We start from the raw sequence: 16313 nt of genomic DNA on the forward strand, positions 1-16313 counted from the left end.
CCCGCGGCGGCCGGGCCGTCGGACGGCAGACTCAGCAGGACGGCACGTGGTCACCCGCGGCCAGCGCGCGCAGGCTCTCCACGGCGCCGCTCAGCGAGGTCACCGGGATGAGCCGCAGCCCGCCAGGGGCGTCGGCCGTCGCGTCGCCGCACTCGTCGGCCGGGACGAGGAAGACGGTCGCGCCGTCGCGGCGGGCCGCCTGCGTCTTGAGCGCGACGCCGCCGACCGGCCCCACCGCGCCCTCGGCGTCGATCGTGCCGGTCCCCGCGATCGTGGCGCCGCCGGTGAGGTCGCCGCCGTCGCCGTCGCCGTCCAGCATCTCCACGATGCCGAGGGAGAAGAGCAGCCCGGCGCTCGGGCCGCCGACGTCCGCGAGGTTCAGCTCGACGGTGACGTCGTCGGCGTCGCGGTCGAGGAAGGCGAGGGCGGCGGTCACGGCGGCGTTCTGCGAGGCGCGCATCTCGTCGGCGTTGTGCTCACGGATCTCGTCCGTCGAGTCGCCCTGCGGGTAGACGGAGTCGCGCGGCAGCACGGCCTGGTCCCCCGCGAAGTAGCCGCGCAGCACGTCGGGGAGGCGCACGGTGGCGTCGGGTGCGGTGGCCTGGATGGTCGTCAGGCGCAGTTCGCCCTCCGTCTCGCGCACCGGCGCGCCGCTGATCGTGATCACCGGCTCGCCGTCCCGTTCGCCGAGCACGTCGGTGGTCTCCCCCGGATGGGTGACCGAGAACGGCAGCGGCGCCAGCGCGGCGACGGCCAGCAGCGCCGCGAACAGGGCGGCGCACACGGCGAGCAGCAGCGGACGGCGTGCGCCTGCGGGCCGGGCCGGTGGCGTGGTGGGCGTGGGCGTGGCGGGCGGGGCGGCGGGCATGGCAGCGAATCTAACGCAGGACGGCGGCCACCTCCCGCGCGGCCCGCACCACCCGCGGCCCGACGCCGGGCGGCACCGTCTCGCGCAGCATCACGACGCCGACGCTCCCCTCGATCCCGCAGTCGGACGGCAGCGGCGCCGCCGCGGCGGCGGCGCCCGCGGCGGACAGCGCGCGGGTGAGGACGAAGCCGTCCTCGTCGTCGATGTCCTTGCAGCGCCCGGTGAGGATCGCCTGCCCCGCCGCGCCCCGGTCCAGCGGCTCGCGGAACCCCGTGCGGTAGGCGACGTGGTAGCCCGCCCTGCTGGGCTCGACGACGGCCACGGTCAGCGCGTCCTGCCCGTCGGGGACGGTCAGGTGGGCCGTGGCGCCGACGTCCTCGGCGAGCGAGCGCAGGGCGGGCAGCGCCGCCTCGCGCACCAGCGGGTGCACCTGGCGGCCGAGGCCGAGCACGCCGACGCCGACACGGGCGCGCCCGGTGGCGTCCCGCCGGACCAGCGCGTGCTGTTCGAGCGTGGTCAGCAGCCGGTAGACGACGGTGCGGTTCACCCCGAGGCGGCGGGCCAGCTCGGTGACGGTGAGCCCTTGGTCGGTGTCGGCCAGGAGCTTCAGGACACGCAGTCCCCGGTCGAGTGTCTGAGAGGTCTCCGCGGTCAACGGGGCCCCCTTCGGTGAGGTGCGCGCTGCCGGTCCCGTGGGCGGCGAGCACGGGTTCCTGACATGACGGACGTCGAACAGTGCGGAGGCCGACGCCGTCCGGGGCCACTCTGCCACCGGGCGGACGGGCGTTCGGAAACTATCGCCGTGTTCCGATTGCCGGAAGGGGGCGTCCACCATGCGAGCGCGCGCCGGGAACCGCACGGGCGGCGGCGCCGCGCCGTGCCGTCCGGCGGCTCAGCGCATCCGGGTGGCCCACTCCCTGACCTTGGCGACGCGCTGCCGCAGCTGCCCCGCCGTCGCCTCGGCGCTCGGCGGGCCGCCGCACGTCCTGCGCAGCTCGGTGTGGATCGCGCCGTGCGGCTTGCCGGACTGGTGGGCGTAGGCGCCGACGAGCGAGTTCAGCTCGCGCCGCAGCTCCATCAGCTCCTTGTGCGTGACGACGGGCCGCCGCTCGGCGGGCAGCTCGACGAGGTCGGCCTCCGCGTCCGGCTTGCGGCGGCTGTGGGCGATCTGCCGGGCCTGCCGCCGCTGGAGGAGCATCTGGACCTGGTCGGGTTCGAGCAGGCCAGGGATGCCGAGGTAGTCCTGCTCCTCCTCGCTGCCCGGGTGCGCCTGCATGCCGAACTCGGCGCCGTCGTACATGACACGGTCGAAGACCGCGTCCGACTCCAGTGCCTCGAAGGGCAGTTGGTCCTGCTCGCCGTCCGGCTCGTCCTTCTCGCGCTCGGCGTCGCGCAGGAGGGCGTCCTCCTCGGCGTACGGGTCCTCCTCCGTGGTCCTCTTCGGCTTGTCGAGGACGTGGTCGCGCTCGACCTCCAGCTCGTGCGCGAAACCGAGGAGCGTGGGGATGGTCGGCAGGAACACCGAGGCCGTCTCGCCCCGGCGCCGTGAGCGGACGAAGCGGCCCACCGCCTGGGCGAAGAACAGCGGCGTCGAGATCGTCGTCGCGTACACGCCGACCGCGAGGCGCGGCACGTCCACGCCCTCGGACACCATGCGGACGGCGACCATCCACCGCTCGTCCGACGCGCGGAACTCCTCGATGCGCCCCGAGGCGCCCGCGTCGTCGGACAGGACGACGGTCGGCGCGCTCCCCGTGATCCCGCGCAGCAGCTTGGCGTACGCGCGCGCGGACTCCTGGTCGGCGGCGATGACGAGACCGCCCGCGTCGTGGATCGAGCGGCGCACCTCGCTCAGCCGCCGGTCGGCGGCGCCGAGGACGGCGGGCATCCAGTCGCCCTTGGGGTCGAGCGCCGTGCGCCACGCCTGGGACGTCGCGTCCTTCGTCATCGGCTCGCCGAGCCGCGCGGCGATCTCGTCGCCCGCCTTGGTGCGCCAGCGCATGCTGCCGCTGTACGACAGGAAGATGACGGGCCGCACGACGCCGTCGCCGAGCGCGCTGCCGTACCCGTACGTGTAGTCGGCGACGGAACGGCGGATGCCGTCGTTGCCCTCGGCGTAGGCGACGAACGGGATCGGGTTGGTGTCCGAGCGGAACGGGGTGCCGGTGAGGGCGAGCCGCCGCGTCGCGGGCTCGAACGCCTCCAGGCACGCCTCGCCCCAGGACCGCGAGTCGCCCGCGTGGTGGATCTCGTCCAGGATCACCAGGGACTTGCGCTGCTCGCTGCGGTTGCGGTGCAGCATCGGCCGCACGCCGACGCCCGCGTACGTCACCGCCACGCCGTGGTACTCGCGGCCCACCGGCCCGGCGCTGTAGCCGGGGTCGAGCCTGATCCCTATCCGCGCCGCCGCCTCGGCCCACTGGCTCTTCAGGTGCTCGGTGGGCGCGACGACGGTCACCTGCTGCACGACGTGGTGGTGCAGCAGCCAGGACGCGAGGGTGAGCGCGAACGTCGTCTTGCCCGCGCCGGGTGTGGCGACGGCGAGGAAGTCCCGCGGCTGGAGCCGCAGGTACTCCCCCATGGCCGCCTCCTGCCAGGCGCGCAGCTTTCCCGCCGTGCCCCAGGGGGCGCGGCCGGGGAAGGCGGGCGAGAGGTGGTGGGACGACGAGGTGGGGGACGATGCTGTGCTGGTCACGGTCTCCACGGTGCGGGGGTCGGCGGCGGCTGGGGACCGCGACAGCCTAACCGAGCCGGGACGCGCTCCCCGGCGGGCGGGCGACGGTGTGGAGAACGCCACACCACCGCCCGTCAACGGACCCGCGCGGCCCCCGCGTTCACGCCCCCGCGCCCCGCTCGCGCGGCTCCAGGCGCCGCGCCACGGCGACGCTCGTCAGCGCCGCGACCGCCGTCAGCGCGTAGACGGCGACGAACGCCCCCGCGCCCACCGCGCCCTCCAGCGCCCCGCCGTGCGAGGCGGCCGGGGTGTCGCCGCCGAGCGCGGCGAACGCGCTGCCGACCAGGGTGAGCATCACGACGTTCCCCAGGCTGTCGCAGACCTGGAGCGAGGCGACGTTCCCGCCCGCCTCCCCCGGGGCCGACAGCCGCAGCACCAGGACGCCGAGCGTCGTCACCACCAGGCCCATGCCGAACCCGGCGAACCCGAGTGTCACCACGGGCAGCCACACCGGCACGGCGTCCAGCAGCACCAGCGGCGTCGTCACGACGCCCAGCGTCAGCAGCAGCGTGCCGATCCGCACCAGCCGCGCGCGGTGCCCCTCGGCCCAGGGCCGCGACTGCGTCCAGGAGCCGATCGCCCACAGCCCGCCTGACGCGGCGAGCGTCAACCCGGCCTCGGTGTACGACAGTCCGCGCTGCGTCACCAGCATGAGCGGCAGGAAGGTCTCCGTCGCCAGGTAGGCGGCGGAGATCAGGCCCCTGGTGACGATCACGGAGGGCAGCCCCCGGCGGAAGAGGAACGTGCCGGACGGCAGCAGCCTGGTCGCGGCGGGAACCATCAGCCCGAGCCCGGCCAGCACGGGGATCAGCGCCAGGAGGTCGAGCCGCTGCCCGCCGTACTGGAGCAGCCCCGCGCCGAGCGCCACGAGCAGCGCGAGCCGCAGCCGGCGCCCGTCGAACCGGTCCGCGCCGCCGCCCTCGGGCGGCCCCGCCGCCTGCCGCCGCAGCGCGGGCACGAGCACGGCGAGCGGCAGCACGACCAGGGCCGTGATCCCGAGGAACACCCAGCGCCAGCTGAACTGTTCCGTCACCGTCCCGGCGATGACCGGGCCGACCAGCGAGGGCACCACCCACGCCGCCGAGAACGCCGCCAGCGCCGACGCCCGCAGCCGCTCGGGGTACGCCCTGCCCACCGCCACGTACAGCGCGACGATGACGAGGCCGCCGCCTATCCCCTGCGCCGCCCGCCCCAGCACGAACGCCCACATCGTCTGCGCCGCGCCGGACAGCAGCAGCCCGGCGGAGAACGCGGCGATGCCCGCGAGCACCGGGCCGACCGGCCCGCGCCGGTCGCACCACTGCCCGGAGAAGGACATGCCCAGCAGGCTCGTCGTGAAGAAGGCGGAGAACGCGAAGGCGTACAGCGACAGGCCGTCCAGCGCGTCGGCCGCGGCGGGCATGGCCGTGCCGACGGCCATCGCCTCGAAGGCGATCAGCAGGATGACGCTGACGCAGCCCAGCGTGAGCGCCCGGTACCGCGCGCTCAGCACCCCGTCCCCGGCGTCGGCGGCCTCCGCGGGGGAGGCGGGCGGCACGTCCGCGCCGGGGCCGTCGGGGACCGTACGGGCGGCGTGGCGCGCCTGCTCACCGGCGTCGTCGCCGGTCTGGGTGTCCTGCATGGTCACACGGTAAGGAGCGGACCGGCCCGCTGCCTATGGACCGTGGGGTGAGAGCCCTCACCCCACGGTCCTACGCCTCACGCCCCGCCGACGGCGCTCTGCGGCCGGATCGGCAGCCGGTTCACCGGCCGCCCGGTGGCCGCCCGCACCGCCGCGGCGACCGCCGCGGGCGACACGACCAGCGGCACGGCGCTCGCCGCCTTCGCCCCGAACGGCGCGACGACGTCCCGCTCCTCCAGCAGCGCCACGATCCGCACGTCCGGCGCGTCCAGCGCGGTCGGCAGCGGATAGCCCGCCAGGTCGGGGCGGCGCACCACGCCGCGCACGACGCGCAGGTGCTCGGTCAGCGCCGCGCCGACGCCCTGCACGACCCCCGCCTCGATCCGCGCCCGCAGCTGACGCGGGTTCAGCACCCGCCCGACGTCCTGCGCGATCGCCATCTCGACGACGCGGACGGCCCCCAGCTCGACATCGACATCGACCACCGCGCGTACCGCCGCGAAGGCCAGCCCGACGAACGCGTCGCCCTGCCCGGCCCCGTCCAGCGGCTCGGTCGGATGCGGGCGGCACTGCGCCGTCGCCCACAGCTCCTTGCCCTCAAGCGCCTCCGCGACCGTCGTGCTGAGCACGCCGTCGTAGGAGGTGATCTTCCCGTCCGTGATGCTCAGCAGCTCGGCCGACATCCCGAACGTCGCGGCCAGCGGCTGGAGGAGCTGGGTGCGCACCATCTTCGCCGCGCGCTCCACGGCGCCGCCCGACACCCACGTGTGCCGCCCGTGCCCGCCGGGCCCCGCAGGGGGCAGGTCGGTGTCCACGGGCGCGACGTGCACCTCGTCGATGCCCAGCACGTCCTGCACGATCTGCCGCGCCAGCGTCGCGAAGCCCTGCCCCGTCTCGACGGCCGCGCACAGCACGGTCGCGACGGTGCCCTCGACCTTGACCGTGGCCGTGGCCACCTCGTCGGTGCCCTCGGCACCGAGCATGTGCACCATGCCCAGGGCATATCCGACGCCACGGCGAACGGCCCCCGGGTCGCCCGCGCCGTCGGGCCCGCCGGGCAGCAGCCAGTCCTCGACCGGCCCGTCCTTCGGCAGCGCGGGCATCGGCGCCTCACGGACCGCGGCCAGCAGCTCGGCCACCGGCGCGGGGCACGTGACGGCCTGGCCGGTGGGCAGCGTGTCCCCTGTGGCCATGACGTTGCGGGCGCGCAGCTCGGCAGGATCGACGCCGAGCCGGGCCGCCAGCTTGTCCATCTGCCCCTCGTACGCGGCGCACACCTGGAGGGCGCCCTCGCCGCGCAGGTAGCCGGACGGCGGGTTGTTCGTGCGCACGGCCCAGCCGTCGATGACGGCGTTCGGCACGACGTACGGGCCCGCGGCGAACGACACGGCGGCGGCGAGCACCTCGGCGGAGTCGTCGGCGTAGGCGCCCGCGTCCATCAGGAGCTGCGCCTCGACCTTGACGAGCTTGCCCTCGCGGTCGGCGTGGTGCCAGTAGCGCAGCAGCGTGGGGTGCCGGTGCGCGTGCCCGAGGAAGGACTCCTCGCGCGTCGCGGCCAGTTTGACGGGCGAGCCGGTGCGGACGGCGAGCAGCGCCAGGGGCAGCTGGAAGCCCAGGTCCTCGCGGTCGCCGAGCGCGCCGGGCACGCCGGTGACGCAGATCTTGACCTGCTCGGCGGCCAGCCCGAGGCAGGCGGCGAGCCGGTCGCGGTCGGTGTGCGGGTCGGTCGAGGCGATGTACAGCTCGACGCCGCCGTCGGGGCGCGGCACGGCGAGCCCGGACTCGACGCCGACCGGCGCCGGGTCCTGCCGTCCCACCCGGTACAGGCCCTCGACGACGACCTCGCCGGTGACCGCCGGGTCGCCGTGGCGCAGCGGGATGTGCCTCACGAGGTTGCCGTCCGGGTGGAGGGGCGGCGCCTCGAAGGACTTCTCCGGGTCGGTGACGGCGTCCTGGACCTCGTACTCGACCACGATCGCGGCGGCGGCGAGCCGTGCCGTCTCCGGGTGGTCGGCGGCGACGGCGGCGACCGGCTCCCCGTGGTAGCGCACCACCTCGGAGGCGAACGCGGGCCGGTCGGGGACGGCGCGGCCGAGCCCGCCTGGCCCGGTGGCGTCCTCGTGCGTGACGACGGCGCGCACGCCGGGCATCGCGGCGGCCTGGGCGGTGTCGATGCGCCTGATCCTGGCGTGCGGGTGCGGCGAGCGGAGCACGGCGGCCCACAGCAGGCCCTCGGCCCACAGGTCGGCGGTGTAGGGGTAGGTGCCGAGCGCCTTGGCCTGCGCGTCGGCGGGGGGCAGCGACGTGCCGAGGCCGTGCGCGGGCGCGTCCGCGGGCCTCTCGACCGGCGGGGTGGCCAGGGCCGGGGTCACGGTGATGGCGGCGGCGGTGTCGGCGGCCCGGTCAGTCATGGCGTAGCCCTTTCATCCCCTTCAACCCCTCCGGCCCTCTCCGGTCCCCACGGGACGGGGGGCGCTCACGGCGCTCCCGCCGAGCGCTGGTGCGGCAGCGGCGTGGCCTGGCGTTCCGCCGCCGCCTCGTGCGCCGCGGCGCGTTCATCGACGACGGTGCGCACCGCGTCGAGGACGCCGCGGTAGCCGGTGCAGCGGCACAGGTTGCCGCTGAGCGCCTGCCGGGTCTCCAGCTCGGTGGGGGCGTGGTTGCCCTCCAGGAGGTCATGGACGGTCATGGCCATGCCGGGCAGGCAGAAGCCGCACTGGACGGCGGTGGCGGCCAGCGCCCGCTGCACGTCGGAGGCGGCCCCGTCCTGGCTCAGGCCCTCGACGGTGCGGATCTCGGAGCCCGCGGCGGTGGCCGCGGGGACGAGGCAGGCCGCGACCAGGCGGCCGTCCACCTGCACGGAGCAGGCGCCGCACTCGCCCTGCGCGCAGCCGTCCTTGGCCCCGGCGAGCCCCAGCCGCTCGCGCAGCACGTAGAGCAGCGACTCGCCGATCCACGCGCCGGTGACGGGACGGTCCGCGCCGTTCACCCGCAGGACGTAGCTGACCTCGGGGTGGTCGCTGTGGCTGGCGGTGGGCGCGGGCGGGACGGCGACCGGGTCGGCGTCCGCGTGCCGCGGCGGGTCGAGCACGGGCGCGGGCGGGTAGGGCTCGCCCGCCTGCTCGGGGGTCCACACCTCGGGCGGCACGTCGTGGCCGGGCAGCTCGGCGGCCGGGCGGCGGTTCTGGGCCAGTGCCGCGCCCTGGCCCATGGCGGCGGCGGCCTGGCCGGGGCGCAGGCCGTGTCCTGGCGCGGCGGGCGCGCCGTCCCCGGCAGCGCCCCCGGCGAAGGGCATGGTCCACTGCCCGGTGGCCCCCGGGTCCATGGTGGCGGCGGCGGTGGCGGGCGGGGCGGTGGGTTCGTCGATGACCGGCGGTTCGTAGCCGTGGCCCGGCGCGGCGAGCGGCTGGGCGCCGGTGCCGTCGCGGTAGCCGCCCGGCAGCTCTATGAACGCGGTGGCCTCGGCGTCGTACTCGCCGCCCCAGCCGCCCTGCGGGCCTGGGGCGGTGGGATCGGGCTGCTGGTCGTTGCTCATCGGAGAGCCCTTCCGAGTCCACGGCGGGCCAGTGCTGCCACCGTACGCCTCAAGTGGAGCAGCGCGGGGGAAAGTTGCGGAGTTTCCCCGCCGTCCGCCGGTGGTTCCGGGTCCGGGATGCAGGCCATGCCGACGTACGTGCCGAACGCGTCGAGCGCCTCGGGCGTCAGGCCGCGTTCGCCGTCCCAGTCCACGAGGGACGCGACCCACCGTTCGGCGTCCAGGGGCCGCAGCGGCATGGGGGCGACGGCGCCGACGGCGCAGCGCACCTCCCGGTGCATCGGGTCGAGGACGACGGCGACGGACGCGGTGGCGCGTGCGGGCCCCGTGCGCGCGGTGGCGCGCAGGTACGTCTGGGGCGCGTGCAGCAGCGGGACGCGGACGTGCGCGACGAGTTCGCCCGGCCGCAGCCGGTCGCGGCCCGCGAGGAGGTTGCCGACGGGGATCTGCCGCCCGTCGCCGTCCGGGCCCGCGACGAGCAGCGTCGCGTCGAGCGCGGCGAGGACGGGGAGGGTGTCGCCCGAGGGCGCCGCGGTGATGATGTTGCCGCCGAGGGTGCCCGCGTTGCGTACCTGCGGGGGCCCGGCCGCCCGTGAGGCGGCGGCGAGGGCGGGGATGAGGGCGGCGAAGTCGGGGCGGCTCATCCGCGCGTGGGTGAGGCAGGCGCCCAGCAGGGCGTGCCCGTCCTGGTAGGCCCAGCCGCGCAGTTCGGCGAGTCTGCCGAGGCCGACGAGGGCGGCGGGACGCAGCAGCCCGGCGTTCACGCTCGCCATCAGGTCGGTGCCCCCGGCGACCGGCACGGCGGCCGGGATCTCGGCGAGCGCGGCGACGGCGTCGTCCAGCGTGGACGGGAGCGCGACGAGCCGCGCGGAGTCGGGTGCGTGCGGTGCGTGCGTGCTCAATCCTGCTGCCCCTTTCCGGTGTCCCGGCGCCCAGCCGTACGGTACGTCCTCGGGGCCCGGACGTGGCAACTCTGGCACAGATCCGAGCGCGGTCCACGCGGGGGTTGGGCGGGCCACGGCTCACCCGATCGGGGCATGCGCGGAGCAGCGGTGACGGGTGGGGCGGCGCGGGCACGCCGGACGGCGCGGGCGCCGGGCACGACGGCGCGGCGGGCCAGGCGGGACGTACCGGCGGGACGTCTCACCTGACCGTGCGGAACGGGAGCGGGCGCGGCGGGCGCGTGGCGGCTACTTGCCGCCGCCGCCCTTGCCGCCCTTCCCGTCCTTGCCACCGCCGAACGAGCCCATCGACTCGTAGATCTCCTTGCACATGGGACAGACCGGGTACTTCTTCGGGTCGCGCCCCGGGACCCAGACCTTGCCGCAGAGCGCGACGACGGGGGTGCCGTCGAGCGCGCTCGCCATGATCTTGTCCTTCTGGACGTAGTGGGCGAAGCGCTCGTGGTCGCCGTCGCCGTGGGTCGTCTGCGGGACGGGCTCGACGAGCGTGCCGGTGCCCGCTCCGCGTTCGGGCTCAAGAGTGCTCATGGACCCCAAGCCTAATTCAGCGACGGGTCCTCCGGGTATGTGGCGAGCAGGGCCAGCGAACCGCGCTGCCGCCGCAGGACCGCGCGCCACAGGCCCTCGGGGCGGGGCACGGAGACGTCGCCCGGCTCGGAGTCCACGACGTACCAGGCACCCTCGTCCAGCTCCCGTTCCAGCTGCGCCGGGCCCCAGCCCGCGTAACCGGCGAAGATGCGCAGGCTGCCCAGCTCGGCGGCGAGCACCTCGGGCGGCGCGTCGAGGTCCACCAGGCCGATGGAGCCGTGCACGCGGCGCCAGCCCAGCGGCCCCTGCCCCGGCACGACGGCCAGCGCGAGCGCCGCGTCCAGCGCGACGGGGCCGCCCTGGAAGACGACCCCCGGCTCGCCCGCGAGCCCGGCCCACGCCTCCAGGACCTCGGACACGCCGACGGGCGTGGGGCGGTTCAGGACCACTCCGAGGGCCCCCTCCCGGTCGTGGTCGAGCAGGAGCACGACGGAACGGTCGAAGTTCGGGTCGGACAGTGCCGGGGTGGCCACCAGCAGCCGCCCGGTGAGGGAGGACTCCTCGGTCATGGGGCCATGATTCCGCATCCGGGGGGTAGAGGGGAGGCCCGGCCTCGCGGCCCCGCCCCCCTGGGCGGTCATACCATGACGGGTTCAAGGCCACTACCATTTCGCAACGGATCACCGTTCCGAGTACGCGGGGCCCCCGCATCCACCCAGAGATCGTGAGTTCGATGACCGACGACGTACTGCTTGTCCACGGCGGCACCCCGATCGAGGGGGAGATCAGGGTCCGCGGGGCGAAGAACCTGGTTCCCAAGGCGATGGTGGCGGCCCTGCTGGGGAGCGGCCCGAGCCGGCTGCGCAACGTGCCGGACATCCGCGACGTACGGGTCGTGCGCGGCCTGCTCCAGCTGCACGGCGTGACCGTCCGCAGCGGCGACGAGCCGGGCGAGCTGATCCTGGACCCCTCGCACGTCGAGAGCGCGAACGTCGCGGACATCGACGCGCACGCGGGCTCGTCCCGTATCCCGATCCTCTTCTGCGGCCCGCTGCTGCACCGCCTCGGCCACGCGTTCATCCCCGGCCTCGGCGGCTGCGACATCGGCGGCAGGCCGGTGGACTTCCACTTCGACGTGCTGCGCAAGTTCGGCGCGACGATCGACAAACGCGAGGACGGGCAGTACCTGGAGGCCCCGCAGCGGCTGCGCGGCTGCAAGATCCGGCTGCCGTACCCGTCGGTGGGCTCCACCGAGCAGGTGCTGCTGACGGCCGTGCTCGCCGAGGGCGTCACCGAGCTGTCGAACGCGGCGGTCGAGCCGGAGATCGAGGACCTGATCTGCGTGCTCCAGAAGATGGGCGCGATCATCTCGCTGGACACCGACCGGACGATCCGCATCACCGGCGTTGACCGCCTCGGCGGCTACACGCACCGCGCCCTGCCCGACCGCTTGGAGGCCGCCTCGTGGGCGAGCGCCGCCCTCGCCACGAAGGGCAGCGTCTACGTCAAGGGCGCGCAGCAGCGCGAGATGATGACGTTCCTGAACGTCTACCGGAAGGTCGGCGGCGCCTTCGAGATCGACGACGCGGGCATCCGCTTCTGGCACCCGGGCGGCCCGCTGAACGCGATCGCGCTGGAGACGGACGTGCACCCCGGCTTCCAGACCGACTGGCAGCAGCCCCTCGTCGTCGCGCTGACGCAGGCGTCGGGCCTGTCGATCGTGCACGAGACGGTGTACGAGTCGCGGCTCGGCTTCACCAGCGCGCTGAACCAGATGGGGGCGCACATCCAGGTCTACCGCGAGTGCCTGGGCGGCACGCCCTGCCGCTTCGGCCAGCGGAACTTCCTGCACTCGGCCGTCATCTCGGGGCCGACGACGCTCCAGGGCGCCGATCTCGTCATCCCCGACCTGCGCGGCGGCTTCTCGTACCTGATCGCGGCCCTCGCGGCGCAGGGGACGTCCCATGTGCACGGCATCGGGCTGATCAACCGGGGCTACGAGAACTTCGTCAACAAGCTGGAGGACCTCGGCGCCAAGGTGGAGCGCGCTTGACGCCACCGCCGCCGCTCCCCTCCGGCGGGTGCCGGAGGGAGCGGCGGCGCGGGTGAAGAACGTGACGGACATGACGAAGGGGTGACCCCCTGCGGGAGGGTCACCCCTGCGGCGCGTTCACCGCGTCGTCACGTCGTCACTGGCCCTTGGCGGCTTCCTTCAGCTTCGAACCGGCCGAGACCTTCACGCTGTATCCGGCGGGGATGTTGATCGGCTCGCCGGTCTGCGGGTTACGGGCGGTGCGAGCGGCACGGTGGGTGCGCTCGAAGGTCAGGAAGCCGGGAATGGTGACCTTCTGGTCGCCCTTGGCGACGACCTCCCCGACGGTCTCGGCCAGGGCCGCCAGCACGGCGTCGGCGTCCTTCCGAGTCACCTCGGCGCGCTCCGACAGAGCGGCCACCAGCTCACTGCGGTTCATATTACGTACTCCCGTGTTCAACTTGCCGATGAGGCGTGAGATCGAAGCCGATGCTGCCAGGACCCACTGACAGTTCCCGGTGCCGGGTCTGTCGCGCTGGTTCCCTCGCGCCCGGACGCATCCTGCCCCTCCGAGTGGCGCGAAGGCCAATCCGCGCCCGGGGGGTCACACGGAGAGCGTCCACGCCACGCCGCGGTGACGGTCCCCGAGGCCGTTCGCCTCCGAGCCACCCTACGGGGCCGCCGCGCGGCCCGGGGAACCGACTCGCCGCCGGATGGCCCACACGACACGCGGGCCCCGCGCGGGCGTCACCGTGCGCGGGCGCCCGCGCGCGTCCGGTCGGCGGGGGTCACTCCTCGGCGGGGCCGGGGAGGGGCGCGGGGGCGGTGTCCGCGTGCTGGGCGGCCTGCCGGACGGCCCCGGCGACGGCGCCCGAGACCCGCTCGTTGAAGACGCTCGGCACGATGTAGTTCGCGTTGAGTTCGCCTTCGCCGACGACGTCGGCGAGCGCGCGGGCGGCGGCCAGCATCATGTCGATGCTCACGGTCCGCGACTGGGCGTCCAGCAGGCCCCGGAAGACACCGGGGAAGACCAGCACGTTGTTGATCTGGTTGGGGAAGTCGGAGCGTCCCGTGGCGACGACGGCGGCGGTCTGCCGGGCGATCGCCGGGTCGATCTCCGGGTCAGGATTCGCGAGTGCGAACACAATGGCGTTGTCCGCCATCGCGGCGACGTCCGCGGCGTCCAGCACGTCGGGCGCGGAGACGCCGATGAAGACGTCCGCGCCGACGACCGCCTCGCGCAGCGTCCCGGTGACGCCCTCGGGGTTGGTGTTGTCGGCGATCCAGCGCAGCGGCGAGTCGCGCTCCGCGTCCACCAGGTCCTCGCGCCCGGCGTGGACGACGCCGTGGATGTCGGCGACGACGGCGTGTCGCACGCCCGCCTCAAGCAGCAGCTTCAGGATGGCGGTCCCGGCGGCGCCCGCACCGGACATGACGACGCGCACGTCGCCGAGCCGCTTGTCCACGACGCGCAGCGCGTTGTGGAGCGCGGCGAGGACGACGATGGCCGTGCCGTGCTGGTCGTCGTGGAAGACGGGGATGTCCAGGGCCTCGCGCAGTCTGGCCTCGATCTCGAAGCAGCGGGGCGCGGAGATGTCCTCCAGGTTGATCCCGGCGAAGCCGGGGGCGATCGCCTTGACGATGGCGACGATCTCGTCCGTGTCCTGCGTGTCCAGGCACAGCGGCCAGGCGTCGATGCCAGCGAACCGCTTGAACAGGGCCGCCTTGCCCTCCATCACCGGCAGCGCGGCGTGCGGGCCGATGTTGCCGAGGCCGAGGACCGCCGAGCCGTCGGTGACGACGGCGACGCTGTTGCGCTTGATCGTGAGGCGGCGGGCGTCCTCGGGGTGCGCGGCGATCTGCGTGCACACGCGGGCCACGCCCGGCGTGTAGATCATGGAGAGATCGTCACGATTGCGAATGGGATGTTTGGACGACATCTCGATCTTGCCACCGAGGTGCATCAGGAAGGTACGGTCGGACACCTTGCCCAGGGCCACGCCCTCGATGGTCCGCAGCTTCTGCACGATCTCGTCCGCGTGCGCGGTCGAGGTGGCGGCGATGGTGACGTCGATCCGGAGCTTCTCGTGCCCCGAGGCGGTGACGTCGAGACCGGTGACCGATCCGCCGGAGGACTCGACCACGGTGGTGAGCTGACTGACCGCCGTACCGCTGGCCGGTACCTCAAGCCGGACGGTCATCGAGTACGAGACACTGGGCGCCGTTGCCATGGCCGATAACTTCCTTCGCTTTCCAGAAAACGCCCCCCGAAAACCTTGTCACCATACGAGAGATACGCCCGGACGGGAAAGCCAGGGTGCCGGGACGACCACAGGAGGGTGGATAAGCGGAGGAATCGGGCGGCGGGCGGTGTCCGGCGCGGGACGACCGGCCCCGTGCCGGATTCCGGGAGTTTTCCCGTTGTCCCGATGGCACAGCCGCCTCAGCGGTTAGCCTGGTGAGCCCTGTCACCGAACTCCCTTACGAGACACGGGTGTTCATGATCCGGAGGAGGGGCGAGGTGACGGTGGCACGGTGCGGGCGGTCGGCCGGTGATCCCACGGCCAGGCCACACGCGGACGTCCGGCCGGGCCGGACCGGCGCGCCATGACCGGGGACCGCGACACGACCCGGGACCTGGAGACGGCCTCGGCCTCACCCGGCGGGCGCCCCCGCGCGGCGCCGTCCACCGCCCGGCTCGTCGGGCTCGACCTGGCACGTGGCGTCGCGCTGTTCGGGATGTACACCGCGCACCTCGCGCCCGACCCCGCCCACGGCGGGTCCGCCGCCTTCTTCTCCGAGCTGTCCCGTGGCCGCTCCTCCGCGCTGTTCGCGGTGCTGGCGGGCGTGACCCTGATCATCCTCGCCGGTCGGCCCACCCCGAGGACCGGTCACGCGGGCGTCAGGGCCGCCGTCGGCGTCGCGATCAGGGCCGGGGTGCTGATCGTGCTCGGCACGCTCCTGACGCGGATGGACACGCCGATCGCCGTGATCCTCCCCTACTACGGGCTCTGTCTCCTGCTGGCGCTGCCCTTCTCCCGGATGTCGGCCCGCGTGCTCGCGCCGCTCGCCGTGGGCGCGGCCCTGGTGGGCCCCCAACTCCTCTACGTGCTGCGCGACCTGGCGTACGCCGAGACCGGCGGGTACGCCGACTGGGTGATCGCCGTCAACGCCCTCGACCCGATCAGCCGGGCGGACGGCGACGGCCTGGTCGATCTTCTGATCACCGGCAACTACCCCGTGCCCGCCTGGCTGCCGTACCTCCTCGCCGGGATGGTGCTGGGGCGGCTCGACCTGGCCTCGGCGGCGGTGCGCGCGCGGCTCCTGGTGCTGGGGCCCGCGCTCGCCGCGCTGGGCTACGGCGGCTCGTGGCTGGCGTTCCGCCTCTTCCCGTCGGCCGCGCGGACGATCGGTGCCCCGAGCGCCTGGTGGTCGGAGGCGGAGTTCACCGTGCCGGGTGACGGTCCCGCATGGCTGCTGGTCGGCGCGCCGCACACCGAGACGACGTTCGCGACGGTCGGCAACACCGGGGTCGCGGTCCTCGTGATCGCCGCCGCGCTGACGGTGCTCGCCCACCGGCCGTCCGCATCGCGGCTGGCCGCGCCGCTGATCGCGGTGGGCGCCATGTCACTGACCGCGTACACGGGCCACCTGGTGGCCATCGAGCTGCTGGGCATGGACGACCGGCTGGACCGCCGGCTCCCCGTGCTGTTCGCCTTCATCGCCGTCGCGGCGGTCGTGGCGCTCGTGTGGCGGCGCTTCTTCCGGCGCGGCCCACTGGAGTACGGCATGCACGTCCTGACCGGCCTGTCGCGCTACAGCGTGCCGCCGTGGGGGCGATGACGACGGGACAGCCGTCGCGGAGGAACCGGGAGAATTGAGGACGTCGGCCCGCCAGCTCGCCTCGCGGCAAGGGGTCGCTCAAAGCGACTATGGTTGGGCCCGGGGGCATGGAATCGGGCCGACGCCACTTCCAGGCTACCGCACTCAGCGCGAGGGTCAACCGGCCACAAGCCGCAGGTCAGGGCGTTGA

Annotated in this window: 12 protein-coding genes and 1 pseudogene; 2 read left to right on the plus strand and 11 right to left on the minus strand. The window is 74.5% G+C overall.

Going from position 1 to position 16313, the window contains the following annotated elements:
- Positions 1 to 31: 31 nt before the first annotated feature.
- From IF27_RS06360 to IF27_RS06400, 9 genes and pseudogenes are all read right to left on the minus strand, one after another.
- A complete protein-coding gene (locus IF27_RS06360; protein WP_110945591.1) occupies positions 32 to 868 on the minus strand; it encodes a S16 family serine protease in 837 nt (278 codons plus the stop codon).
- Positions 869 to 878: 10 nt separating this feature from the next.
- Complete coding sequence (locus IF27_RS06365) at positions 879 to 1523, minus strand: IclR family transcriptional regulator (RefSeq protein WP_052848350.1); 645 nt, start codon at positions 1521 to 1523, stop codon at positions 879 to 881.
- Between the two features lie 237 nt (positions 1524 to 1760).
- Entirely contained in the window at positions 1761 to 3563 is a 1803-nt protein-coding gene (locus IF27_RS06370) for a DEAD/DEAH box helicase (protein WP_110945623.1), read from the minus strand.
- 139 nt (positions 3564 to 3702) lie between these two features.
- Entirely contained in the window at positions 3703 to 5223 is a 1521-nt protein-coding gene (locus IF27_RS06375) for an MFS transporter (protein ID WP_110945624.1), read from the minus strand.
- A 77-nt stretch (positions 5224 to 5300) separates the two neighbouring features.
- Entirely contained in the window at positions 5301 to 7634 is a 2334-nt protein-coding gene (locus IF27_RS06380) for a xanthine dehydrogenase family protein molybdopterin-binding subunit (RefSeq protein ID WP_052848352.1), read from the minus strand.
- A gap of 65 nt (positions 7635 to 7699) precedes the next feature.
- Positions 7700 to 8470: pseudogene (locus IF27_RS32010) on the minus strand ((2Fe-2S)-binding protein); the annotation flags it as partial.
- 284 nt (positions 8471 to 8754) lie between these two features.
- Positions 8755 to 9660, minus strand: coding sequence for an FAD binding domain-containing protein (locus IF27_RS06390; RefSeq protein WP_052848353.1), 906 nt, complete (start codon positions 9658 to 9660; stop codon positions 8755 to 8757).
- A 288-nt stretch (positions 9661 to 9948) separates the two neighbouring features.
- Positions 9949 to 10248: a DUF3039 domain-containing protein gene (locus tag IF27_RS06395; RefSeq protein WP_052848354.1), complete on the minus strand. Its 300-nt coding sequence runs from the start codon at positions 10246 to 10248 to the stop codon at positions 9949 to 9951.
- Positions 10249 to 10259: 11 nt separating this feature from the next.
- Entirely contained in the window at positions 10260 to 10817 is a 558-nt protein-coding gene (locus IF27_RS06400) for a YqgE/AlgH family protein (protein ID WP_052848355.1), read from the minus strand.
- A 164-nt stretch (positions 10818 to 10981) separates the two neighbouring features.
- On the opposite strand from IF27_RS06400, the gene murA reads away from it, so the two are divergent.
- Entirely contained in the window at positions 10982 to 12301 is a 1320-nt protein-coding gene (murA, locus tag IF27_RS06405; RefSeq protein ID WP_052848356.1) for a UDP-N-acetylglucosamine 1-carboxyvinyltransferase, read from the plus strand.
- A gap of 136 nt (positions 12302 to 12437) precedes the next feature.
- Here the strand turns inward: murA and IF27_RS06410 are convergent, their stop codons facing one another.
- Positions 12438 to 12719 carry an HU family DNA-binding protein gene (locus tag IF27_RS06410; RefSeq protein ID WP_052848357.1) on the minus strand — a complete coding sequence of 94 codons (282 nt, stop codon included), beginning with the start codon at positions 12717 to 12719 and terminating at the stop codon, positions 12438 to 12440.
- 349 nt (positions 12720 to 13068) lie between these two features.
- A complete protein-coding gene (locus IF27_RS06415) occupies positions 13069 to 14511 on the minus strand; it encodes an NAD-dependent malic enzyme (protein WP_052848358.1) in 1443 nt (480 codons plus the stop codon).
- 376 nt (positions 14512 to 14887) lie between these two features.
- On the opposite strand from IF27_RS06415, the gene IF27_RS06420 reads away from it, so the two are divergent.
- Positions 14888 to 16123, plus strand: a complete 1236-nt coding sequence (locus IF27_RS06420; protein ID WP_052848359.1) for a DUF418 domain-containing protein — start codon at positions 14888 to 14890, stop codon at positions 16121 to 16123.
- Positions 16124 to 16313 lie beyond the last annotated feature (190 nt).

The sequence above is a fragment of the Streptomyces avicenniae genome, assembly GCF_000719135.1.
Classification (GTDB): Bacteria; Actinomycetota; Actinomycetes; order Streptomycetales; family Streptomycetaceae; genus Streptomyces; species Streptomyces avicenniae.

Bases quoted from the DNA above. Each gene is read 5' to 3' on its own strand.
- IF27_RS06360 (WP_110945591.1), bottom strand. From the start codon at position 868: ATGCCCGCCGCCCCGCCCGCCACGCCCACGCCCACCACGCCACCGGCC.
- IF27_RS06375 (WP_110945624.1), bottom strand. From the start codon at position 5,223: ATGCAGGACACCCAGACCGGCGACGACGCCGGTGAGCAGGCGCGCCAC.
- IF27_RS06380 (WP_052848352.1), bottom strand. From the start codon at position 7,634: ATGACTGACCGGGCCGCCGACACCGCCGCCGCCATCACCGTGACCCCG.
- IF27_RS06395 (WP_052848354.1), bottom strand. From the start codon at position 10,248: ATGAGCACTCTTGAGCCCGAACGCGGAGCGGGCACCGGCACGCTCGTC.
- IF27_RS06400 (WP_052848355.1), bottom strand. From the start codon at position 10,817: ATGACCGAGGAGTCCTCCCTCACCGGGCGGCTGCTGGTGGCCACCCCG.
- murA (WP_052848356.1), top strand. From the start codon at position 10,982: ATGACCGACGACGTACTGCTTGTCCACGGCGGCACCCCGATCGAGGGG.
- IF27_RS06410 (WP_052848357.1), bottom strand. From the start codon at position 12,719: ATGAACCGCAGTGAGCTGGTGGCCGCTCTGTCGGAGCGCGCCGAGGTG.
- IF27_RS06415 (WP_052848358.1), bottom strand. From the start codon at position 14,511: ATGGCAACGGCGCCCAGTGTCTCGTACTCGATGACCGTCCGGCTTGAG.
- IF27_RS06420 (WP_052848359.1), top strand. From the start codon at position 14,888: ATGACCGGGGACCGCGACACGACCCGGGACCTGGAGACGGCCTCGGCC.